This window comes from Rania fehmarnensis (genome assembly GCF_056494185.1).
Genome location: NZ_CM151398.1, coordinates 2266331 through 2289687, shown reverse-complemented (window position 1 = coordinate 2289687; position 23357 = coordinate 2266331). Strand labels below are relative to the sequence as shown.

The window sequence follows — 23357 nt, the reverse complement described above, 5'->3', positions numbered from 1 at the left end:
ATGCGTTTAACTAGAGAACCTGCTATCATATCCCACGCATATTCCTGTTCGCTTTGGCTTTCATTCACTCACGATTCCAACCCTACGATTCAACTCCATGCAACTAGCAAAATTGATTGGTGCCAATGGCCAGCCGGCTGTGGCTCGCGTTGACGGCGATACTTTGATCGTTCTCGATTTGGCAAGTGCGGGCTTGTCCCAGCTGGCAGATATTCTCGCCGCCGAAGCTCCTGCGAGTGTCGTAGGCAGCTTGAAACCGACCGGTGAAAAAGTTGCCGTCGCAAGTGCCAAGCTATTAGCCCCGATCGACAATCAAGAAGTTTGGGCAGCTGGTGTAACGTACAAACGCAGCCAGACGGCCCGCATGGAAGAATCGGAAACCGCCGCCTCGTGTTACGACCGAGTCTATGTGTCGCCCCGGCCTGAACTATTTTTCAAAGCCACCCCCAACCGCTGCTCGGGTTCCGGCCAACCGGTGCGCATTCGCGTGGATGCCAAGTGGAATGTGCCCGAACCAGAGGTGACCTTGGTGTTATCACCGAAGATGAAGCTGGTGGGCTTTACCGTCGGAAACGACATGAGCAGCCGCGACATCGAAGGCGATAATCCACTCTATTTGCCTCAAGCCAAAGTCTACAACCAGTGCTGTGGCCTCGGCCCTTGGATCACTTTGGCAGAAGACATGCCCGCCAAGCCCGATATGACGATCTCGTTGAAGATCCAGCGCGACGGACAGTGCGTTTTCGAACAGTCGACGACCGCCGATCAGATGGCTCGCGAGTTCGAGAGCCTGATCGAGTGGCTCGCACGCGATAATGATTTTCCTAACGGCGCCTTCTTATTAACAGGCACTGGCATTGTGCCGGACAGTCCGTTCACTTTGGCACCCAAGGATCGTGTATCGATCACCATCGCTGGGATTGGCACGCTGGTCAATGACGTGGTGCAAGGTTAAGCACCCAAGGCCCACTCGGCTTTCTGAGCCGATGGCGTTAGCCCGCGACACACAGGCTGGAAGCCTATGCCACATGGACTACAGGCTGGAAGCCTATGCCACACTACTTTCAACCATAAATTGAGCTTCAATATGACTTTAGTACCTGTACTGATCGATGGACGTTGGCAAGCGTCAGCTGGAACGGAATCGTTTCAGTCGAATAACCCCGCCACTGGGCAACCGTTGCCTGACAAGTTTCCAGTGAGCCCTTGGGCCGACTGTGATAAAGCTTTGACCGCTGCACAGCAAGCAGCCGAGAAACTGCGAGCTCTGGGCCCAGAACCGATTGCCAAGTTCTTGGAAGAGTATGCCAACCGCATCGATGCCGCGGTCGATGAATTGACAGCGATCGCCCATGCGGAAACCGCTCTGCCACTGGACCCACGACTGGCGAAAGTGGAATTGCCGCGTACGTCGGGACAACTACGTCAAGCGGCTGCCGCTGCGCGCGCCGGTTCCTGGGCGCTGCCGACGATCGATACCAAGCTGAACATTCGCTCGTGTTATGAACCGCTAGGTCCAATCTGCGTGTTCGGTCCCAACAACTTTCCGTTTGCTTTTAACAGCGTATCGGGCGGCGATTTCGCGGCGGCCATCGCAGCGGGCAATCCCGTGATTGGCAAAGCCAACACGTCGCATCCAGCGACCACACGTAAACTGGCTGAACTGGCGCTGGCAGCAGTGGAAGCCGCTGGTTTGCCACCAGCCACAGTGCAACTGATTTATCGAACGAGCCATGAAGATGGTGCCAAGTTGGTTAGTGATTCGCGCGTAGGAGCCACTGGCTATACGGGCTCACGCCACGCAGGCTTGACACTGAAAGCGGCTGCCGACAAAGCCGGCAAGCCAATCTACCTGGAACTATCCAGCGTCAATCCAGTTGTCGTATTACCTGGAGCGCTGCAAGAACGCGGTGCGGAACTGGTCGATGAATTCGTCGGCAGCGCACTGATGGGCGCGGGCCAATTCTGCACCAACCCCGGGCTGGTGCTGTTGGTCGCCTCGGCTGAGACTACTGCTTTTGTTGCGGGTGTCGCGGAGAAATACAATGCAGCCGCAGCTGGTACGTTGCTATCGAGCGGTGTGCGCACGGCACTGACCAAGGCCATCGATGTGCTGACCAAAGCCGGGGCCAAGTTGGATGCTGGCGGAACACCCATCGAAGGTCGTTGTAGTGTCAGCAACACGCTACTAACGGTCTCAGCGAAAAAGTTCTTAAACGACCCGCACGTGTTTCAAACCGAAGCTTTTGGCAATGCCACGTTGATGGTGATGGCTGATTCGCTGGATGAAGTCGTCGCCGCGCTGCGATCGCTGGAGGGAAATCTAACAGGCTGCGTTTATTCCGCTAAGAATGGCGCAGATGATGCAGCTTATGAGACCGTGGCACCGGAACTGGCTGCTCGCGTGGGTCGCTTGCTCAACGACAAGATGCCTACAGGTGTCGCGGTCAGTTCGGCCATGAATCACGGCGGCCCTTATCCAGCCACCGGTCATCCAGGCTTCACGGCCGTTGGCATCCCCGCCAGCTTGATACGTTTTGGTAAGTTGACCTGCTACGACAACGTTCGCGAGCATCGCTTGCCAAAATTGTTGCGAGATGCCGGACCAACCGCAGAAACTTGGCGCATGATCGACTGCCAATGGAAAAAAGGTACGTAGCGGAATGCGTCAAGCATTTCGATCCTTGGTAGCGGAATGCGTCAAGCGTTTCGTCGTTCGTTGAGCAATGATCAAAGACGAAAGCCTTGACGGCTTCCGCTACCAATACAAAAAACATTGGAGCCAACCCATGAGTAGCGGCCTCTTCATTGCGGGCAAGTGGCAGCCGGGTGTAGGGCAAACGGAAGTCAGGAACAAATATTCCGGAGAGGTCATCGGCCAAGTTGCCACGCCGGGCGATGAAAATATCGAGCGGGCGCTCAGCAGTGCCGTGCGCGGAGCGCGTGAGATGGCTGCACTGCCGGCTCATCGACGCTACGACATCCTCAGTCGCACTTCTCAGCTCATAGCCGCAAGGAAAGAGGCGATCGCAGTCACGCTGGCGGCCGAAGCTGGCAAGCCGCTCAAGTTTGCGCGGGTCGAAGTCGATCGAGCTGCCAATACTTTTCAACTAGCTGCCGAAGAAGCGCGACGTTTGCATGGCGAGACGCTAGCCTTGGATGCAGTGCCTGCAGGTGAAAACTTCTTTGGTTTCTGGTGGCGCAAACCGGTGGGCGTGGTGGCCGCGATCACACCGTTCAATTTCCCACTAAACCTGGTCGCGCATAAACTGGCTCCGGCGATTGCGGCCGGCAACGCCTATCTGCACAAGCCCGCTGAATACACGCCGCTGACAGCCGTAGCCCTGATGGAGATCCTGCTCGAAGCCGGCCTGCCGCCAGAAGCTGCTCAATTATTACCCGGCAGCGGAAAGACCATTGGCAGCGCCATCGTTCAAGATCCGCGCGTCGCCAAAGTAACCTTCACCGGCAGTGCCGAAGTGGGCAAACAAATCCTGGCAACCGCGGGTATCAAGAAAGTCACACTCGAACTCGGCAACAGTTCACCGGTAATCATAGCAGCGGACGCCAACCTGGCGTTTGCGGCGCAGCGGTGTGCCATAGGCGCGTTCGCGCATTCAGGACAAGTGTGTATCAGCGTCCAGCGCATCTATGTCGAGTCCACGATTGCTGACGAGTTTCGTGAACTGCTGATAAAAGCCACGCAAGCCATCAAAGTCGGTGATCCATTGGACGAGAACATCGATGTAGGTCCCATGATCGCAGAGAAGGAAGCCGAACGCATCGAACAGTGGGTGAACGAAGCTGAGCAGGGCGGGGCGAAACTATTGACCGGTGGACAGCGCGAGCGAGCCGTTTATTATCCTACGTTGCTCGACGCCACGACCCCCGAGATGAAAGTCAACGCACAGGAAGTCTTTGCACCGGTGGCCACGTTGAATGTCGTGCCTGATTTCAGTGCTGCATTAAGCGCCGCCAATGCGACCAGCTATGGACTGCAAGCTTCGGTATTCACCAACAACATTAATCGCGTGCTCACGGCGATCAAGCAGCTGGATTTTGGGGGAGTCATCATCAACGATATGCCGGGCTTCCGCGTCGATCACATGCCTTACGGTGGCAATAAACAAAGTGGCCTGGGCCGCGAAGGTGTACGCTTTGCCATCGAAGAGATGGCCAATATACAAACGGTGGCCATTAGGACTGAGTAATCGTGATGGTTGCTCTGGTTAGCAGGGCCGATTTTAAAACGCAGAGAGGCGCGGAGGTTCGCAGAGAGGACTTTAGATTGTCTGACTGCGAACGCTAGCCAATAACGTGCGATAGCGGCCCAGCAGTTTGCGGATGAGCATCCCGAGGTAGAAGTTGACGACCAGTGAGAGCACGAACATCACCGGCACGATGTTCTCCATACCGGTGCGTTGATAATCGTTCATGTTGGGCTGAGTGGAGTTACCGCCTGTGCCCGCTCCACGTCCGCCGGTGCCCGCAGGAAAGTTGCGCTGGTCGACGGAATGCATATCCGAGGCGCTGCCAGATAGTGTGCCCGGTCCAAAGCTGCTGGTGGCCATATTGCCATTGAGGCCACCAGAGGAGGTTGTCGGCAGTCCGCGATTGTCAGCGATACGTGTCGATGGCAAATAGCTGGGAGGATCGTTCGGTTGAACATACGGCGAGCCGGTTTGGCCTTGGCCAAAGCTGGGCGGTTGCATGGCTGTACTGCGTGGGGGCGCACCAAAGTTTCCCGTAGTGTTGGCAGGTCCTGTCGCATAGCCCGGGGCGTTGTAGGCCGGTGTGGTGGCGTAATTCGGAGTGCTGGCAGAGGCGGGCGCACCCAAAGGCGTGGTGGATTGACCGAAGCCAGGTGTGCCACCCAGGGGTTGCTGGCCGGCACCGGTACCACCAAAGTTTCCCACGGGCGGCGTGCCTGGCAAATTGCTCGGTGGGGGAGTGGGGAAATTACTATTTGCACCCGGCAGTGGATTGGCTGCACTATTACCGCCAAAGTTACCGGTCGCGGCAGGCGCTGTACCGGTATTGGAGAACTTGCTACCAGCGCTTGAATTGGGTACTCCGCCGCGAGTCTTATCCAGAAAACTATCGATGGTATTTTGGGCGATCAGGTTGTCCGGCCCCTTAAAACCATCGGACAGATTGTCTGGTGGTGCCAGAGTATCATTCAAGTTCGACGCGACGCCACCGGCAGGCAGCGAAAGTGGCGGAGGGCCACCGGCCACGTTTTTTAACTCCGCTGGGATACCCGACTCCAGCTGTGCAAATCGCCCCTTACCAACTTCGGATTGAACATTGGTTTCGATCGGCGCGGCCACCGGGGGCAAGCGTCGCACGGCGCTCAGCGGTAACGATTCAATCGTATCCGAACCGATGCGCACCACGATCTTACGAATGCGCACCGCTACCTCAGGATGCATTTCGCTGGCGAATTCTTTATCCTGCTCCACCATGAAATTCGCCTTCTCAGGCGAAATCTGCACGATGTATTCCAGTTCGTTGCTTTCCGGATTGATCTTCCAACCGTACTCGGTGGAACGAAACGAGACATTATCCTCCATAGGGAGTTGTCCCGTCGGCAATCCTTGCCCTACTTGGCCCGCCAAAACAAGCAGCGCCAATAGCATGCATCCATTCATAGTTCAGCCTCTGGTGAGAAACGTTCCTATTAGATTACAGCATTTGGCTTTTGCTCGTAAAGACTGTTCGCCACAACCTGAGGGGTCCGAGGAGAAAAAGTTCGATGCTAGCATTGCGACGTAGAGCAGCTGTCCCCAGCTGCTCAGCACCCTCTAACCAATTTCTCGACCGACCGAGCGCCTGGAAGCTGGTTGAGCTTCTTGAAGAACGGATATAGGTCCGGGGGAGGGCGAAGGCTCCTGCTGAGCCAAACACCTTTACGAAGCACGGACATAGAATCGGGGGAAAGTGGTGCTGGAAGGATTAGCGTTGGTCTTGTGACGCCAGCAGTTTTGTCCCCCGGGACTATGTCCGTTGTTCTGAGCGGTGTTTGGCTCAGGAGGACCTTCGCCCTCCCGGGGCGAACTACTTCAAGTTACGGATGAACCTTAAAAACTCCAGGTCGAGTTTCTTGAGGTCCTGGCCGAAGTGGGTTTTAAAGGTCTCGAGGCGGCGACGCGCGTCGGGTTGGCCCAGAGGTTCCAAGGTGGCCAGATCTTTCAAATAAGCTGCGTAATCTTTTTTATGTTTCTTGATCAGAAAGTAAGTCAGTGCCCAGCTCTCGGCATAAGCGGCCGTGTACCGGTCTTTGTCGCCAGCAAAGCGTTCATCATCGGAAACGAGCGTGGTTAGCGAATCGGCCGGCCGCGTTCGCAGGTACTGACCGAACTGGACCAGTTGATAGGGATTGACGCGGCCGATCGAACCCCACAGACGCGTGTTGCGCCCGTCGGGCACTTCAAAGAACATGGCCATGCCTTCACTGACCCACTTGGGGTTGTCTGCCAGGCGAACTTGCAGGCCACAGTTGTACGAAATTTGATGCACCGCTTCGTGAACGACCGTGGCCACGGTGCGTTCCGCTTGTGGCTGCGTGAACAGCGCGGCGAGCATTTCGCGCGAGGAAACTCGCTGGCCGGGCTGGATCATGCCTTGGATGCCGGTGATGTCGAAGGAGACGATGCGATTGGTCTGCATGTTGTAATAACCAATCATGGCGGCCGCCATTTCGCCAACTTCGGGTTTGGCAAATTCCAGGTAAGCACCTTGGTTCTCGAAGACCACCGCCACCATTGGGAAACGAGGTTCGTGCAGCTCGAGAACCGTGTCATCCCAGAAGCCATAAAAGGCTTTGAACAAGCGTTCGTAGATATCGCCAACCCACTGAGCGTAGGGTTTGCTGGTGTTGTAGACGATCACGAAGTGCGCGGTCTCATGCACCGAGAAACCGTCGGGCAGCTTCTCTTTTATTTGCGCGGCCACTTCGCTCTTGGTAAGCGGTTGCAAGGCTTGCTCGGCATCGGTGCGATTGAGAATCTCGCTAGGCTGCAGTCCCCAGAGTCGTCCTTCGGCGGTTTGCAGCAGCAAGCTGCCATCCTGGCCTTCGATCAGGACTTCACCGATTTCGTCACGCTGTTCACCTTCGGATTTGAATTCGATCTTGACTGTTTTTACATTGGCCCGAATCGGCTCGTCGCCAAAGGCAGTTCCACGCCAAGGGCTATCGGGACAGCCTACCGCCAGCGCTAGTGTCAATCCGAGCGTCAATCGCCATGAGTGCATAAACCGTCCTTCTGCTGCGTACTCCCCACTTCTTATCATATCACAGCCTACAGATCATTGACGACCGTTTGGGGCTTCTTTATCGTGAAGTCTATGATCTCACAGACTGCCGAATATGCGCTGCGGGCCATGGTATACCTGGCCGATCAAACTCAGCCCAAGACCAACGAGGCGATTGCCAAAGCCACGCAGGTACCCACCGGTTACTTGGCGAAGGTCATGCAGAGCCTCAGCCGCAACGGTATGGTCAACGCTCAGCGGGGACTGCATGGGGGCTTTACGCTAGCAGCCCCGGCCGACAAAGTCACCGTGCTGGCGGTCATCAACGCCGTCGACCCCATTCGCCGCTTTCACGAGTGTCCCCTGGGACTACACGGAATCAACCTCTGCCCACTGCATCGCAGCCTGGACGATGCGGCTCAAGCAGTCGAGCGCACCTTTGGCGACACGACCGTCGCTGATCTGATCAACGTACCGCTGCACCGCAAACCGCTATGCGGTTTTCCTCTGAAGTCGCAAACGTAAATTTACCCGTTTGAGCGACGAGTCTGAAAGTAAGGCATTGACCAAAGTGTAGCATAGGCTACACTTTTAGTTAAGGTGTAGCCTATGCTACACTTTTCCTGCAATGAAAGTCTGCTTTCGCTCCGCGAAAGGCAAATTCTCTGGTTACGTTCCGCGGATAGACGCAGACTGCCTTTCGCGAGATACGCAAATTGCCTTTCGCGGAGCGAAAGGAGACTATGGAGAGAACGACTATGAAACGCAGTAGAGCTTTTACGCTGGTGGAACTGCTGGTGGTGATTGCCATTATTGGCATCTTGGTGGGGCTGTTGTTGCCTGCGGTGCAGGCGGCTCGCGAAGCGGCGCGGCGCACGCAAAGCCAAAACAACTTGAAGCAACTGGGACTGGGCATACTCAACTATGAGAGCGCTCTCAGGCGTCTGCCTTCGGGGTACATCTCACGCGTCAACGACCCCAGCGCTTTTCCGGAGACGCTGGATGCCGCGCCCGGCTGGGGTTGGGGAGCTCTCATCCTGCCGTATATTGAGCAGCAACCATTAGCCAATGAGATCAATTGGTCGTTGCCGCTATGGCATGCAAGTAATCAAGCCGCAGTCGAAACGCGCGTGCCCACCTTCATGAACCCGGCCGCTGTAAACTACGAAGGTTTGACGGAAGCCAAGACTAGTAGCGGCGATGTCTTGGCACGGCTGGGCAAGTCCCACTATGTGGCCAATGTTGGACAAGATGAACCGTGGGGTTACTCACCGCCATTGGCCAATTGGCAGTCGGTAGCCTCGGGACCTTTCTATCGCAACTCCAACGTGCGACTGGGTGATGTGATCGATGGGCTGAGCAACACCGTGTTCTTAGGTGAACATGTAACGATCAGCGATAAAACTTGGGTGGGTGTTGTGCCGGGTACGCAATCCTGTCCGCGCGACCCACAGCGTTTTCCGTTCACCACCTGCGATCAAGCAGCCACCTTTGTGCTCTGCCATTCTGGGCCAGCAGCCGACGAACCGGGCATTGTTCATCCTCCTTCGTTTCCCACTTGCCATGTCTGCCAAATGTATGCCCCTTGGTCGGCCGGTGGTGGTTATGTGTTGCTGGGCGACGGTAGCGTGCGATATATCGCGACCGAAGTGAATCTCGACACCTGGGCCGCCATGTCTTCCATGAACAAGGGCGAGGTCGTGCAACATGCCGATTAAACGCTTGGCTCTCTATAGATGCCTGATCCCGCTGATCGCGATTTGTGCATTAAGTGGCTGCCGCGAACATCCAACGGTGACCAGTCGCCAATCGCTGGACCTGATCAAACAGGTCTACACCGCGTGCAACACGCGCAACAGCCAACGCTTGGAGAAGTGCCGGCAAGAGTATGCTGAGTTGGTTGAGAAAGGTGCGCTCAGCGAAGCTGAACAGGCATCGTTCACTCGTATCATGGATACGGCGGCCAGCGGTGATTGGGAAACCGCTCAAAAGTCGAGCTTGCAGTTCGCCCGTGACCAGGTGAGGTAAGTCCCGGCCTCTGCGATGGAGAGGAATTTGATAAACTGGGTGGAAACCCACTTATCTCCTTCCAGCCCCCGATACCGAGCTTTATGACTGGTCGCCCTAAAGACGCGGAACCCCATCGTCGCACACGTCGAGATCACTCCTCAGAGACAGCCCAAGATTACGTCGAAGCGGTGGCCGAAATTGTCACTGCGCGGGGTTCTTGCCGTGTGATCGATTTGGCCCGCACCTTCGCCGTCAGCCATGTAACGGTCACACGCATCGTGACCCGGTTGAAAGAGGAAGGCTTGCTGCAATCCGAACCCTACGGGCCAATCACGCTGACCGTGCAGGGCAAGAAATTGGCGCAGCAATCGCAGCAGCGGCATGACTTGGTCTACAAGTTTCTGCTGGCCATCGGCGTCGATGCCAAAACAGCCGCCGTCGATGCGGAGGGTATCGAACATCATGTCAGCAAGAATACGCTGAAATGCTTCGAGAAAATCCTCGAAGAGCGGTCTTGCGACTGAGATGGCAGCCCCCGATCTGCCCGGTTGTCATCGCGCACCTCACAACCGACAATAATGACATGTGGCCTAGGCTTGTGTGGCATAGGCTTCCAGCCTGTATGTGGCATAGGCTTCCAGCCTGTGTTTGCATGGGTGCGTCCCCGAAACGCAGCCAAGCAAGTGGACGTACTTGTTCAAACACAGGCTAGAAGCCTATGCCACATTAGACACAGGCTGGAAGCCTATGCCACACGCCCACTTCCGATTCAATTTCGCTGGGAGTATTTCCAATGAAGATATCTTTGTCCCCACGTTGGCTAGTGGCGACGGTGTGCTGTGGTGTCGGTTTGATGGCAGCGGCCGAGCGTTTGACGGCGCAAGTCCCGCTAGGGCTACCGGAATTAACGTTCCCGAAAGACAACCCGCACACCGAGGCCAAAGTCGAACTGGGTCGCATGTTGTATTTCGACAAGCGTCTTTCGGCAGACAACACTGTCTCCTGCGCCAGTTGTCATGATCCTAAACAGGGCTGGTCCAATAACGATGCCACCGCGGTGGGAGTTGGTGGTCAGCGCGGGGGTCGCAGCGCACCCTCGATTATCAATTCGGCTTATGCGAAGTTTCAATTCTGGGACGGTCGCGCCGGTTCGCTCGAAGAACAGGCGCTGGGTCCTATTGCTAACCCCATCGAAATGAATCTGCCGATTGAAGAAGCAGTCAAGAAATTGTCTGCCATCGAAGGCTATCAGAAACGCTTCCAGGAAGTGTTTGGCAGCGGGGTCACCGCCGATAATCTCGCCAGAGCCTTGGCAGCTTTCGAACGGACCATCGTTTCCGGTAACGCTCCGTACGATCAATTCAAAGGCGGTGACAAGAGTGCGTTAAGCGAAGAAGCCCAACTGGGCATGAAGCTGTTCCACGGCAAAGCCAACTGTTCAGCTTGTCATAGCGGTCCCCACTTCAGCGATTCGGCCTTTCACAATGTCGGCGTCGGCAGCTCGGCTTCCGAAGTCGATCAAGGCCGGCGCAAGATTTCGGGTATCGAAGGCGACCATGGTTCTTTCCGTACGCCCACCCTCCGAGAAATCGGACGCACGGCACCTTATATGCACGACGGTAGCCTCAAATCGCTTGAGGAAGTTGTCGACTACTACAACCAAGGCGGCACCAAAAACGATTACCTCGATGAAGAGATCTATCCCCTGAAGTTGACTGACGCTGAGAAAAAAGCTGTGGTCACGTTTCTCAAGGAAGGCCTGGCCAGCTCGAGTTACCCGGACGTAACCGCCCCCGAGCTGCCCTAACGGATGTGGCATAGGCTTCCAGCCTGTGTGTAGCATAGGCGTCCAGCCTGTGTGTGGCATAGGCTTCCAGCCTGTGTGGCATAGGCTTCCAGCCTGTGTGCAAGTTTTATAGAGTAAGTCGACAAGCAATGACCACACCCGGGTCGATTTTCGAAAAATCAACGTAGGGTAAGCCAAAGTCGGTTTCGGAGAAATCGATGTTCGATACGCGACAACCACTCCCCGGGTCGATTTCGGAGAAATCGACCTACGGAAACATCACTCTTGTAGGAGCATCCTGACTGTGAAAATTTCGCATATGGTTTGTAAGCTAAGATTTCTAGCTGTTTGCCTGCCGGCACTGGGTGTCAGTGTGTTGGCCTTGCCTGCCACGGCGCAAGAGGGGCTGAAGGTCGAAACGATTCTCTCAGAACTTGATAACCCCTGTGGCATCGCCATTCAGCCGGAAACCGGCGTGGTCTTTGTGGCCGATAGCGGCGCAGCCAAGGTGATCAAAGTCGTCGATGGCAAAGCCGAACCGGTCATCACCGATTTCCCGATCGATGTTTATGGCAAAGGCCCCAAGTACAGCATCGGACCTTTGGGATTGCTGTTCCTGGATCAGAACACGCTCGTCGTCGGCGGTGGCGGTCTACTGGACGGCGAAGAACTGCTACGCGTCTACGACTTGAAGGATATGAAAGAGCCGCTCAAGGCCGACAAGATGAAGTCGAGCTTCAAGCTGGCTGCTGCCGACGACATTAAGGGCGAAGGCAATTTCTACGCGCTGGCCAAGACTGATGACGCGATCTACATCACTTGCAATGGCGATGACACCAAGGGCTGGGTGTCAAAAGCCGCCTATAAAGGCACGGACGTAACCGGTTACGAACGTTATCTGGAAACCAAACCTGCGACCGAAGTCGATGCACCTGTAGGCATCACGGTCAGCCAGCGCGGTGAACTGGTCGTCGGTCAAATGGGTGAAATCACTGTACCCAACGACAGTTTGTTGACTTTCTACGAACCAAATTCCAAGAAGATGCTCAAGAACTTCAAGACCAATTTGCATGACATTACTGCAGTGGCGTACAGTCCACGTGGTCAGTTGTACGTGCTCGACTTCGCTTGGGCAGACACCACGCAAGGCGGTCTGTTCCAACTGCTGGCCGATGGCAAAGACAGCATCAAGACCAAGTTGATTGCCAAGCTGGATAAACCGACGGCAATGGTCTTCGACGCCGAAGGGGCGTTATACGTTACCAGCATCGGTGAAGAGAAAAAAGGCAAGCTCGAGAAGATCGCCCCCGGTCTGTAAATGTCTCCTTTCGCTCCGCGAAAGGCAAGCAACTAGCCACCCGTGCTGCGTCCACCGTCTGGCGACGGTGGCTACCCCGTGCTGCGTCCACCGCCCTGGCGACGGTGGCTACCTGATGGATAAGCAACTTGCAGCGGCGGCTTCGGCCGCCGCCCTCCACATATGAACTCATACGCTGTATTAGGTGTTGGTGCGCTCGGTGGATTATATGGCGGGCTGCTAGCTCGCGCCGGTGGCGATGTGCATTTCTTGCTGCACAACGACTATGACCACGTTCGCCAGCATGGCCTGCGTGTCGATACTCCGCTGGGTGATTTCCACTTACCTCAAATCAACGCCTATCAGAGCGGCGCTGATATGCCGCGCGTGGATGTAGCGATCGTCGCCTGGAAGTCGACGGCCAATGCAGCTTTAGCAGACTCACTGCCTCATTTAGTTAGAGACGATGGCTGTGTTCTGGTCCTTCAAAACGGTTGGGACGTCGAACGCAGCGCTGCCGATATCGTCGGCGCGGAGAGAGTCTTGGGCGGATGCTGTTTTCTGTGCAGCAACAAAGTCGGGCCGGGCCACGTTCATCATCTCGATTATGGTCGCATCACTTTCGGCGAGTATGCTCCGCTGCTGAGCGGCTCGATCACACCGCGCATGCGGCAAATCGAAAGCGATTTCCGCAGCGCGGGTATCGACATGACCGCCATCGACGACCTGCGGCATACGCGCTGGTCCAAGTTGATGTGGAACATCCCGTTCAACGGCTTATCGGTCGTACTCAACTCGCTGACCGATCAAATCATGGCTGAGCCCCAAACGGCCGCGCTGGCCGAGAGCCTGATGCGTGAAGTCCGTGACGCGGCCGCAGCCTGTGGTAGCCTGATTGACGAAGCCGTCATCACCAAACTGCTAGACGATACACGCAAGATGGTGCCGTATGCCAGCAGCATGCTGCTGGACTATCAGCAACGCAGACCGATGGAGATCGAGGCCATCTTCGGTAATCCCTTGCGTGCAGCCCAAGCAGCCGGCCTGGCAGTGCCCCGCATTGAAATGCTCTATCAACAGTTGGTGTTTATTGCCGCGAAAGGCAAGTCTGACTAGATCCTGCTGCGAAACAACCAATACCTTACACATCAACTAAAATTGGTGTTTACTCCTACTCCTACTCCTACTCCTACTCCTACTCCTTCTCCTTCTCCTACTCCTACTCGATAGATGCACTGACAATGCAAGACGAGTACGAGTAGGACTGCGTACAGCGAAATCGGTCAACGGTTCAGATTGCCCTAGGGCGATCGTAACCACCGTCGCCAAGCGGTGCCTTTCGCTGCCAACCGAGTCCACCGTCTGGCGACGGTGGCTACGCAGCGTTAGTACGAGTAGGAGATACTACGCAAATCTTGCATCCGGTGTTAGAGGATGGCCTCTTAGAAACTCCGCGGTGCTCATGGCTCGCTTGCCAGCGGGTTGTACTTTGCTGATCGCCAGGACGCCGGCGGCTGTTTGGACCAAGATCAATTGATCCCAGGGCGATTGCCACTCTGGACCTTGCAGTCCCAGCGAAGCCGCCGACGCGGACCAGGCGGCACCGCTGGCTCGCGAGGTCGATTGCTCAATAGCTCGAGCCGCGCGGATGTGCAGCGATAGGCTTTTCGCAGCAGAATAAACAAGCTCGCCGAATGTGCCTGGCCACGGTTGCAGTCCGCGCACACGTCGCTCGCACTCGATGGCTGGCAAATTGAAATCGAGCTGACCATCGCTCTTGGAAAATCGCGGGGCCTTGGTGGCTAGTGTTTTATCTTGCGTTTGCCCAATAGGCGACGTTCGATCCCACCGACTGAGCAACTGAACAGCTTCACTACTGGCCGACGCGCCCAGTTGCGATAGACGCCCTTCCAGTCCACCGGCATCTTCATCGCGCTCGATCGGCGTAGAGCGTACAGTGAGAACGGGCCCGGCATCCAGTCCCGGCGTCATGTGAATCACGCTGACCCCAGCCAACGGATCGCCGGCCAGGATCGACCATTGCACCGGCGCCGCGCCACGATGCCTGGGCAAGAGCGAACCGTGCAAGTTAATACCGCCTAACTCTGGAATACTCAAACAATCGCGCGAGAGGATTTGACCATAGTCGCATACAAAATACAGCTCAGGTTTGAGGACGCGCAAGTGCTCGAGCGATTCCGGCAGATTAATACTGGCCGGTTGATAGATCGTCAATCCAGCGGCTTGAGCCCAAGTGGCCACCGGAGCAGGCGGCGCCTTGCTGTTAGCCGGCGGTCGCACGACCACTTCCAGGATCTCGTGTCCATCTTGCAATAACTGTTGACAACTTGGCACTGCAAAAGGGCCAGTGCCCATAACCACAATCTTCATAAGCTCTCCGCAAAAGCGGATTAGTATCGCACGATTGATTCGGCGAAGGAAGACACGTAACAGCGTCTCTCCGAGACGTTGATTGACTCAGCCCCAGAGTCTCGGAGAGACTCGGCTACGTGACAGAGACTCGGCTGTGTGACACGTAGCAGCGTCTCTCCGAGACGCTGATTGACTCAGCCCCCGAGTCTCGGAGAGACTCGGCTACGTGGAGGTCATAATCTCTTTGGCAACGTTGCCGTAGACATCGGTTAAGCGGAAATCGCGACCGGCGTAGCGGAAGGTGAGACGTTTGTGATCGAGACCCAGCAAGTGCAAAACGGTGGCGTGCAAGTCATGGATCGACATCGGGTTGTCGATGGCTTCGTAACCATATTCGTCGCTACTGCCGTGTGAGTAACCGCCTTTCACGCCGCCACCGGCCATCCAAGTCGTAAAGGCTTCGTTGTTATGATCGCGACCGTCATCGCCTTGAGCATGCGGAGTGCGACCAAATTCGCCTGACCACACGACCAGCGTATCCTTCAGTAAACCTCGCGACTCGAGATCGCTCAACAAGCCCGCAATCGGTTTATCGACGGAGGCACAATTGTTGCCGAGCGCTTGCTGCAAATTGAAATGCTGATCCCAGTTGCCGTGCGTGATTTCGACGAATCGCACACCAGCTTCAACCAGGCGGCGAGCCATCAGGCATTTGCGTCCAAAATCATCGGTTTGTCGATCACCGATTCCATATAGCGATTTGGTTGCATTGGATTCGCTTTGCAGATTCAAGACACCGGGCAGTTCTGATTGCATCTTGAAGGCCAGTTCATAACTTTCGATGACGCCTTCGATCGCCGTGTCTTCCGGATGAGCCGCTTGCTGCGCGCGATTGAAACTGTCGATCAAACCTAGATCGGCTTGCTGCTGACTGCGACTAACCCGAGGTTCGAGGTAGGGCAACGCGGCAGAAGCCACGGGTCGATTGTCGCTCCCGAGTCGCGTGGCTTGATGGATAGCTGGCAAGAAACCCGAACCGTAGTTTTGCGCGCCACCAAAACCGTTGGGCGGCGTAATGGTCACAAAGCCTGGCAGGTTTTCGTTCTCCGATCCCAGTCCGTATAACGTCCATGCCCCCAGCGATGGCCGGACAAACTGCGACGTCCCAGTGTGCAACCGCAGGAAGGCTTGCGGGTGGGCCGGTAAGTCGGTGTGCATGCCGCGCAGCAAGCACAGTTTATCGGCTTGGCGAGCAACCTCTGGAAAGAGCTCAGAAATCCACAACCCACTTTGGCCATGTTGGGCGAACTTCCACGGTGAGCCAAGCAATTTCGTCCTCGGCCTGCGTCCAGGTTTGCCGCTGTCGCTTTGCAGTTTGGGTTTGTAGTCAAACGTATCCACGTGCGAAGGCGCCCCGCGCATACACAAAAAGATAACCCGCTTGGCCGACGCTGGAAAATGCGGCTCTGGCTTGGCCTGACCGTCGCTAGCCACGCCTTGTTTGGCCAGCAAATTTTGCAAAGCCAACCAACCAAAGCCCAACGAAGTCGTCTTCAAAACATCGCGACGCGTGAACAGCGGATAACGTGAATTGCACATGTTTGAAGCCTGAAATCTGAAGCCTGAAATCTGAAGCCTGAAGCCTGAAGTTAACGCAGCCGTCGGAAATCGGCGCTGCTCAAGATGGCTCGACATACGCTGGTCCAGATTTGTCCGTCGCTGGCGCCGGCTTTCTTTTGTTCCGCCACGAAGGCTGCGACGGCTTGCGATTCGGCCTCTAGTGGCAAGCGTGAGAGCGTCAACAAGCACACATCACTGAAGCGCGCAGCTACATCAATTTCGGCGACTGGCTGGGCCTGGTCGGATTGTCCTTTGACTACGCGTCGCTTGGGTGGAAAGATTTCGATGCCAGGTAGTGCGCGCTGCGCGATCGACTGGGCAGCTTGTTCCACCGCGCGGCTGTTCATCCAGTACAGCGACTGACCGGGCACCAAAGTTGTCTCACGCGCGCCGTGTACCATCGAGTTATCGGGAAAGTCAAACAGCTCCATCGAATCGGGTAGTAAGTTGCGCGGCATCGGCAGATAGATCGAGCGATGTTTGGATTCCGCTTTAGCGATCTGCTCTTCGGTAATGCCGGCTGCGCGGGGTGCATTGGGTCGGCCACCCACCACACCATCGCCAGCCAACGAAATCAAGGAACCGACTGGTCGTTGCGAGTCTAGCGTGCCTGACGCCGCTAAAACGGCATCGCGTACCGCTTCTGCTTCTAGCGTCTTTACGTTGGCCCGCCACAGGAACTTGTTGTCGGGGTCATGTGCGAAACTCGATTCATGGTGATCGCTGGCCAGCGCGTAGGCATGACTGAGGACGATGCGCCGCACGAGGTATTTGGTTGACCAGTTGTGCTGGACGAACTCTTCGGCCAGGTAGTCGAGCAACTCGGGATGCGAAGGCAGATCGCCAGTCGATCCAAAGTTGTCCACGCTGCCGACCAGAGCATTACCCATGGTCCAACCCCAAATGCGATTGACGATGACACGGGTGGTGAGCGGGTTATTGTCGTTGGCAATCCAGCGAGCCAATTCCAGTCGACCGCTCGAACCGGCAGGCACCACAGCTTTACTGCCTTTGGCAAAAAACACAGGCAGTCCGCGCGGCACGCGCTCGCCAGGCTGGTCGATCTCGCCGCGTTCAAATAGCGGACTATCGTTAATCATCGTCATCTCAGGTGGTAAAGCACCGGGCCGTTGCGGCGCGCGTGGCGGACGGCCACCAGGTCGGTTCGCACCGCGGAAACGACCAGCCATTTGCGTGGGCTCCGGCGTGCGAGGTTTATCGACCACGCCCATCGCCAGCGGTTTCAGCGAACCATCTTCGTTGTACTGAGCCAGATCGGTTTCGACGCTCACCAACTGTTGTTGTACGCGCAGAAACTCGGGTCCTGGATTACCAGCTGTTCCGCCACTGGCCCGCTCCTTCAGCCGTTCAGCCAGCATCTCGCGCTGTTCGACTCGCAGTTTTTCGGCCCGCTGGCGCATCGCCTCCAACTCTTCAGGGTCGCGCTGCGAATAAGCTGTCGGTGCGCTGAATCTATCCGGTAGCGCGATCAAGGTAGAACGATTGCGTCCTCCCACACCGCCTTGTGTCCCGAAGTGCGTTTCGGTCGACAAGAAGATGCCGGCCATTGCCGTATAGTCTATCTGCGAGATGGGATCAAACTTGTGATCATGACAACGGGCACACGCGATAGTGACACCCAGAAACGCTTGCGAGAGCGTATCGATCTGTTCATCCGCTACATCAACTGCGAATTGACGAGCCTTCATGTCATTGAGGCTCTTGGGACCTATTGCCAAGAATCCTGTGGCAATCAGGCGGCGACCTTTATCCGCAGGTTGTTTGGAAGGCAACAAGTCACCGGCCAGTTGTTCGATGATGAAGTTGCGGAATGACATATCTGCGTTAAAAGCATCGATCACGTAATCGCGATACCGCCAAGCATGGGGATACATGCCGTTCAGATCTTTACCGGCCGACTCGGCATAACGCGCTACATCCAACCACCGGCGTCCAAATCGTTCCCCATAAGCATCCGAGGCCAGGTAACGATCGACTAGTTCCGCCAACGGCCTTGGCTCGGGCTGCAAGGCAAAGTCATAAATCTCCGGTACAGTGGGCGGCAAACCTGTCAAGTCAAAGGCCATACGCCGCACCAAGGTCACGCGCTCCGCATCTCCATTGGGCGTTAAACCTTCACGCTCCAGAGTTGCCAACACAAAGCGATCGATGGGATCGCGCACCCAGCTCTCATTGGAGACGGTCGGTATTGTGACCGGGCGACGAGGTTGCCATGACCACCAGGACTTAGCCGCTTCCGCATCGTACTTCTTCTTAGCCGCTTTGATCTGTTCGGTGCGCGGGTCATAAGCTCCGGAACGAATCCACTTTTCAAAGTCCGCTATGACATTATCGGATAGCTTCTTTCCCGAGTCCTTGGGGGGCATGATCATATTGCGATCGGTGTGCTTGATCGCCAGCAGCAGCAAGCTCTTGTCGGGTTTGCCGGGTACAACAGCCGGGCCACTATCGCCCCCGGAGAGCAAGCCCTGGCGGCTATCCAGTTGCAAACTGCCCCCCAAGTCACGGCTATCCCCGCTGTGACACGCGTAACATTGCTCGACCAGGACCGGCCGAATTTTCTCTTCGAAAAATTTCAGTTGCTCTGCCTCAGCCCGCTTCGATTGAGCCTGAGCCACTGGGGTGCAAGCAGATAGGATCCAGCCACCAGCGGCGATCACCCAGATGGTCAGTGTTGACAAGCGCATGATGGCCCTCGGCGCGATAAGTTCATTTTGACTAACTGGTGAACACTGCGTTATTGTAAAAGTTCCGGCGGGCAGTTTGGCCACTCCAAGTACTCTGCAAGAGCGTTTCTCAGAACATCGACTGGTCCCATCCCAGGTATTCCCGGAATAGCCAATTCTTTCATGGGCAAGTACGATTTAGTCGCATGCACTACTCAAATTTGCTACTGCCCACTCCCGCCGAAAACTTGGCTCTCGAAGAAGCTTGGCTGGAAATGGCCGAAAGTGGACAGTGGTCCCATGAAATTCTGCGACTTTGGCAACCTGCCAACAACTTTGTGGTCATCGGTCGCGGCAGTCGCGCGGCCGAAGAGGCCAACCTGGCTGCCATAAACGCGGCCGACGTTCCGTTGTTGCGTCGCTCCAGCGGCGGTGCGGCCATTGTGGCTGGGGTTGGTTGCCTGATGTATGCGGTGCTGCTGTCGTATGACAGGCGCCCACATTTGCGATCGATCGATCAGGCGCATCGCGAGGTCATGCAAACGTTGTTAGCCGCGCTAACACCCCTTGCACCCACGCTGCAGTGGCAAGGCACATGCGATTTAGTTATTCCGGGGCCTGACGGTCGCGCTCGCAAGGTTAGTGGCAACAGTTTGCGTTGCCGCCGCAACTGGATGCTGTATCACGGAACGATTTTGCTAGCCATGGATTTGCTGGCCATCGAGCAATTCCTCTTGCATCCACCTCGCGAACCGGAGTATAGGCAAAATAGGTCCCATGCTGACTTTGTGGCCAACCTTGATGTACCCATCGATGCGTTGATCCCAGAAATCATTTCAGCCTGGCAGGCCAACACGCAATCGCAGCCGCCGCTGCCCGAGTCGCTGGTGCAAGAATTAGTTGCTCAGCGGTATGGAAATCGCGATTGGAATTTTCAGCGTTGACACAAGGACGATAACCAGGTGCCTCGAGAACAGAGCGTATTGCTCAGTAACCCCCAAGCCATCAGTAGTGCCAGTCGATTCGTGGTTTCGTTTGCCGAAGCCGACCATCATGTGGCGCATGTCCAACTCTGGCTGCGCACTCAAGGCGCCTCGAGCATCGAGTTGGTCTTTCCGGTCTGGACGCCCGGCAGCTACATGGTCCGCGAGTATGCGCGAAACGTGGAATCCATCTCAGCCGCCTCGTACGCCGAAGCAGATGGCACCTTCGACCCAGCCTCCGGCGACCGACAACTAGCCGTCGAACATCTGGACAAACATCGCTGGCTAGTTCACTGCGATCAAACTACCTGGATCTGCGTGCACTATCAGTTGTATGCACGCGAGATGAGCGTGCGCACCAATTGGGTCGAACGCGACTATGGCTTCTTAACCGGTGCAGCCGCGTTTCCCTTTGTACGTGGCCGCGAGCAGCGACCGATCATGGTTCGATTGCACCTGCCAGAGGCTTGGAGCTGTGTGGCCTCGTCACTGGTACGCAAGTCGAGCCAAAGCGCACGACAAGTTGAATTGTGGGCCGACAATTATGATTGCCTGGTCGATTCACCAATCGTTTGTGGCAAGCTGGACATCACTCCATTTGAAGTGGGTGGATGCGAACATTACCTGGTCAACGTGGGTGCCGATGAGCTGTGGAACAATGGTCGGGCGGTGACCGACATCGAAAAGATTGTGGCTGAACACCAGCGTTTTTGGCGTACTGTGCCGTACCAGCGCTATTACTTCCTGAATCTCATCACCGAAAGCGGTGGTGGTCTGGAGCACGACAACTCCTGCGTGTTGATGGCCAGCCGCTGGGCCATGCGCCGCCGCGAGAGTTATCTGAATTGGCTGGCGCTGGTCAGCCACGAGTTCTTTCATACGTGGAATGTGCGGCGTCTGCGACCGCGCGAATTGATGCAGTATGACTACGAGCGCGAGCAATACGTTCGCGAACTGTGGATCGCTGAAGGAGTGACCAGCTACTTCGATGACCTGGCATTAGTACGATCCGGTTTGTGTTCGCGCGAAGAGTATCTGTCACGGCTGAGCAAGAACATTGCGACCGTCCAACAAGCTCCTGGGCGTTTAGTTCAATCCTTGGAGGAATCCTCATGGGATACATGGATCAAGCTTTATCGCCCCGACGAGAACAGTCAAAATGCGCGCATCAGTTATTACGTCAAAGGATTGTTGGTCGCCTGGCTGCTGGATGTTGAGATCCAGCGAGCCACCGATGGCCAGCGTAACCTGGATGAAGTCATGCGCATCTTGTGGCAGAAGCATTTAGCCAGTGGTTACACCTTGGATGACTTCAACCAAATCGTGGCGGACATGGCTGGGCATTCGCTGGCCGAGTGGCTCGAGCATAACGTCACTGGCAACGATGAATTGGACTTTGAGCGTGCCCTTGAATGGTTGGGTTTACGATTCAAAGCGTTGCCCAGAGACGGTGGTGATAAGACGGGCGAAGTCTGGATTGGATCGGAATCGGCCGCTACCGAAGGGCGATTGTGGGTGCGCCGCGTTTTGCGTGGCTCACCATCGGATCGCGCCGGTTTAAATGTCGATGATGAACTGATCGCGCTGGACGGCTATCGAGTCGATCCGGCCAGCTGGCCCGATCGTTTGGGACTTTATCAGCCGGGCGATGAACTCGCGCTGGTTGTTGCTCGACGCGGCAAGTTGATCGAATTGCCTATCTGCCTCGGCAATAAACCGGCAGTCACCTGGCAGCTCGAATTATCACCGACCGCCAGTTCGGTTGCCGAAGAGAATTTGCGCGTGTGGTTGAGCTAAGCGTAGAGCAGCTGTCCTCAGCTGCTCGGAACCCTCTAACCAAAGTATCGTCCGACCGATGGACCAGTGTTACAGCTGAACGACTTGCCGGGTGCGGAGCGGCTGGGGACAGCCGCTCTACAACAAGCGTAGAACAGCTGTCCTCAGCTGCTCAGAACCCTCTAACCAAAGTATCGTCCGACCGATGGACCAGTGTTACAGCTGAACGACTTGCCGGGTGCGGAGCGGCTGGGGACAGCCGCTCTACAACAAGCGTAGAACAGCTGTCCTCAGCTGCTCAGAACCCTCTAACTAAAGTATCGTCCGATCGATGGACCAGTGTTACAGCTGAACGACTTGCCGGGTGCGGAGCGGCTGGGGACAGCCGCTCTACAACAAGCGTAGAGCAGCTGTCCTCAGCTGCTCAGAACCCTCTAACCAAAGTATCGTCCGACCGATGGACCAGTGTTACAGCCGAGCGACTTGCCGGGTGCTGAGCGGCTGGGGACAGCCGCTCTACGGCGCTGAGAGCTTACGTGGGTTGCAGGATAACCTTCATGGCACCGGGCAGGCCGGCGTAAAGTTTTTCGAACCACTGGGGGCCGTCTTCGAGTTTGGCGGTGGCAGTGATCAGAGGTTCGACCTTGATCGCGCCGCGTCGCAGATATTCAATACACTCGGGATACTCGCCGTTGGATGCACAGCTACCAAAGATCGACAGCTCGCGCGTCACGACGGCTTGAAGTGGCAATTCGATTTTGGGTGAGAGATTGCCGACCAGCGTTACGGCACCACCGCGTTTAACGGATTCGATCGTCGATTGAATCGTTTCGGTCGCGCCCACGACTTCCAAACCGACATCCGCTCCGCGACCACCGGTCAAGGCAGCAACTTCGGCAGGCACTTTCACTTGTTTGGCGTTCAGCGTGTAATCGGCGCCCAGCGACTTAGCGATGCTCAACTTCGAATCATCGATGTCGATAGCGATCACGCGAGCAGCGCCGGCCAGTCGAATCGCTTGAATGACCAACAGTCCAATCATGCCGCTGCCCACGACCACGGCTGTATCGCCCAGCTTTACCGGCGTGCGATTGGCTGCGTGCACCGCGATCGAAACCGCTTCGATCAGAGCTGCATGTTCAAAAGCCAATTCATCGGGCAGCTTGTAAGAAATATGCTGCGGCACCACTACGTATTCTGCAAAGGCACCGTGACGACGAAATTCGTTGCAGGACACACCCAACACTTGTCGGTTCTGACAAAGATTGATGCGACCTTGGCGACAGGCGGGACAGTGTCCGCAGGAGACGGTTGAATCGAAGGTCACGCGATCGCCGATCTGGAAATCTTGCACGCTGGCACCAACAGCTGCCACCACGCCGGCCGCTTCATGGCCCATCACTAGCGGTGGAATTCGTCGACCGCTACTACCATCCCAGCCGTGAATATCGCTGCCGCAAATTCCGCAAGCCTTCACCTCGACCAGCAAGTCGTTTTCGCCGACTTCTGGTTTGGGCATCTCGACCAGTTCGAGATGTTTGTATTGGCTGAGCAACATGGCTTTCATAGTT

The 23357-nt window shown here is 56.1% G+C and carries 18 protein-coding genes; 12 read left to right on the top strand and 6 right to left on the bottom strand.

Features of this window, described 5'->3' with window-relative positions; all coding sequences use genetic code 11:
* Positions 1–97: 97 nt before the first annotated feature.
* The 3 genes from SH573x_RS07510 to SH573x_RS07500 all read left to right on the top strand — a co-directional run bounded on the left by SH573x_RS07510 (position 98) and on the right by SH573x_RS07500 (position 4211).
* On the top strand, positions 98–955 hold the full coding sequence (locus tag SH573x_RS07510; RefSeq protein ID WP_479353824.1) for a fumarylacetoacetate hydrolase family protein: 858 nt from the start codon (positions 98–100) through the stop codon (positions 953–955).
* 132 nt (positions 956–1087) lie between these two features.
* On the top strand, positions 1088–2659 hold the full coding sequence (locus tag SH573x_RS07505; protein ID WP_479353823.1) for an aldehyde dehydrogenase (NADP(+)): 1572 nt from the start codon (positions 1088–1090) through the stop codon (positions 2657–2659).
* Positions 2660–2789: 130 nt separating this feature from the next.
* On the top strand, positions 2790–4211 hold the full coding sequence (locus tag SH573x_RS07500) for an aldehyde dehydrogenase family protein (protein ID WP_479353821.1): 1422 nt from the start codon (positions 2790–2792) through the stop codon (positions 4209–4211).
* 72 nt (positions 4212–4283) lie between these two features.
* Here the strand turns inward: SH573x_RS07500 and SH573x_RS07495 are convergent, their stop codons facing one another.
* Together SH573x_RS07495 and SH573x_RS07490 are read right to left on the bottom strand one after the other, a co-directional pair.
* Positions 4284–5651 carry a hypothetical protein gene (locus SH573x_RS07495; protein WP_479353820.1) on the bottom strand — a complete coding sequence of 456 codons (1368 nt, stop codon included), beginning with the start codon at positions 5649–5651 and terminating at the stop codon, positions 4284–4286.
* A gap of 406 nt (positions 5652–6057) precedes the next feature.
* Positions 6058–7254 (bottom strand): DUF1570 domain-containing protein, encoded by a 1197-nt coding sequence (locus SH573x_RS07490; RefSeq protein WP_479353818.1) that lies wholly within the window; start codon positions 7252–7254, stop codon positions 6058–6060.
* Between the two features lie 93 nt (positions 7255–7347).
* On the opposite strand from SH573x_RS07490, the gene SH573x_RS07485 reads away from it, so the two are divergent.
* The 7 genes from SH573x_RS07485 to SH573x_RS07455 all read left to right on the top strand — a co-directional run bounded on the left by SH573x_RS07485 (position 7348) and on the right by SH573x_RS07455 (position 13463).
* The gene (locus SH573x_RS07485) at positions 7348–7779 is read left to right on the top strand and encodes an RrF2 family transcriptional regulator (RefSeq protein ID WP_479353816.1); all 432 of its coding nucleotides are present in this window, start codon (positions 7348–7350) and stop codon (positions 7777–7779) included.
* A gap of 233 nt (positions 7780–8012) precedes the next feature.
* Positions 8013–8972: a DUF1559 family PulG-like putative transporter gene (locus SH573x_RS07480; protein ID WP_479353815.1), complete on the top strand. Its 960-nt coding sequence runs from the start codon at positions 8013–8015 to the stop codon at positions 8970–8972.
* The gene (locus SH573x_RS07475; protein WP_479353813.1) at positions 8962–9282 is read left to right on the top strand and encodes a hypothetical protein; all 321 of its coding nucleotides are present in this window, start codon (positions 8962–8964) and stop codon (positions 9280–9282) included. The genes SH573x_RS07480 and SH573x_RS07475 overlap by 11 nt, the downstream gene beginning before the upstream one ends.
* 83 nt (positions 9283–9365) lie before the next feature.
* Positions 9366–9788, top strand: a complete 423-nt coding sequence (mntR, locus tag SH573x_RS07470) for a manganese-binding transcriptional regulator MntR (RefSeq protein WP_479353811.1) — start codon at positions 9366–9368, stop codon at positions 9786–9788.
* Between the two features lie 269 nt (positions 9789–10057).
* Positions 10058–11071 (top strand): cytochrome-c peroxidase, encoded by a 1014-nt coding sequence (locus SH573x_RS07465; RefSeq protein WP_479353809.1) that lies wholly within the window; start codon positions 10058–10060, stop codon positions 11069–11071.
* A 283-nt stretch (positions 11072–11354) separates the two neighbouring features.
* Positions 11355–12368 (top strand): hypothetical protein, encoded by a 1014-nt coding sequence (locus tag SH573x_RS07460; RefSeq protein WP_479353807.1) that lies wholly within the window; start codon positions 11355–11357, stop codon positions 12366–12368.
* A 162-nt stretch (positions 12369–12530) separates the two neighbouring features.
* Positions 12531–13463, top strand: a complete 933-nt coding sequence (locus SH573x_RS07455) for a putative 2-dehydropantoate 2-reductase (RefSeq protein WP_479353806.1) — start codon at positions 12531–12533, stop codon at positions 13461–13463.
* 288 nt (positions 13464–13751) lie between these two features.
* On the opposite strand, the gene SH573x_RS07450 is transcribed toward SH573x_RS07455, so the two are convergent.
* The 3 genes from SH573x_RS07450 to SH573x_RS07440 all read right to left on the bottom strand — a co-directional run bounded on the left by SH573x_RS07450 (position 13752) and on the right by SH573x_RS07440 (position 19048).
* Positions 13752–14738, bottom strand: coding sequence for a methionyl-tRNA formyltransferase (locus tag SH573x_RS07450; protein WP_479353804.1), 987 nt, complete (start codon positions 14736–14738; stop codon positions 13752–13754).
* A gap of 204 nt (positions 14739–14942) precedes the next feature.
* Complete coding sequence (locus SH573x_RS07445) at positions 14943–16319, bottom strand: DUF1501 domain-containing protein (RefSeq protein WP_479353802.1); 1377 nt, start codon at positions 16317–16319, stop codon at positions 14943–14945.
* Between the two features lie 50 nt (positions 16320–16369).
* A complete protein-coding gene (locus tag SH573x_RS07440) occupies positions 16370–19048 on the bottom strand; it encodes a PSD1 and planctomycete cytochrome C domain-containing protein (RefSeq protein ID WP_479353800.1) in 2679 nt (892 codons plus the stop codon).
* Positions 19049–19233: 185 nt separating this feature from the next.
* Here SH573x_RS07440 and SH573x_RS07435 point away from each other — a divergent pair, with 185 nt between their 5' ends.
* Together SH573x_RS07435 and SH573x_RS07430 are read left to right on the top strand one after the other, a co-directional pair.
* Complete coding sequence (locus tag SH573x_RS07435; RefSeq protein ID WP_479353798.1) at positions 19234–19971, top strand: lipoate--protein ligase family protein; 738 nt, start codon at positions 19234–19236, stop codon at positions 19969–19971.
* A gap of 18 nt (positions 19972–19989) precedes the next feature.
* Positions 19990–21807 carry a M61 family metallopeptidase gene (locus SH573x_RS07430; RefSeq protein ID WP_479353797.1) on the top strand — a complete coding sequence of 606 codons (1818 nt, stop codon included), beginning with the start codon at positions 19990–19992 and terminating at the stop codon, positions 21805–21807.
* Between the two features lie 511 nt (positions 21808–22318).
* On the opposite strand, the gene SH573x_RS07425 is transcribed toward SH573x_RS07430, so the two are convergent.
* On the bottom strand, positions 22319–23353 hold the full coding sequence (locus SH573x_RS07425; protein WP_479353795.1) for a galactitol-1-phosphate 5-dehydrogenase: 1035 nt from the start codon (positions 23351–23353) through the stop codon (positions 22319–22321).
* Positions 23354–23357 lie beyond the last annotated feature (4 nt).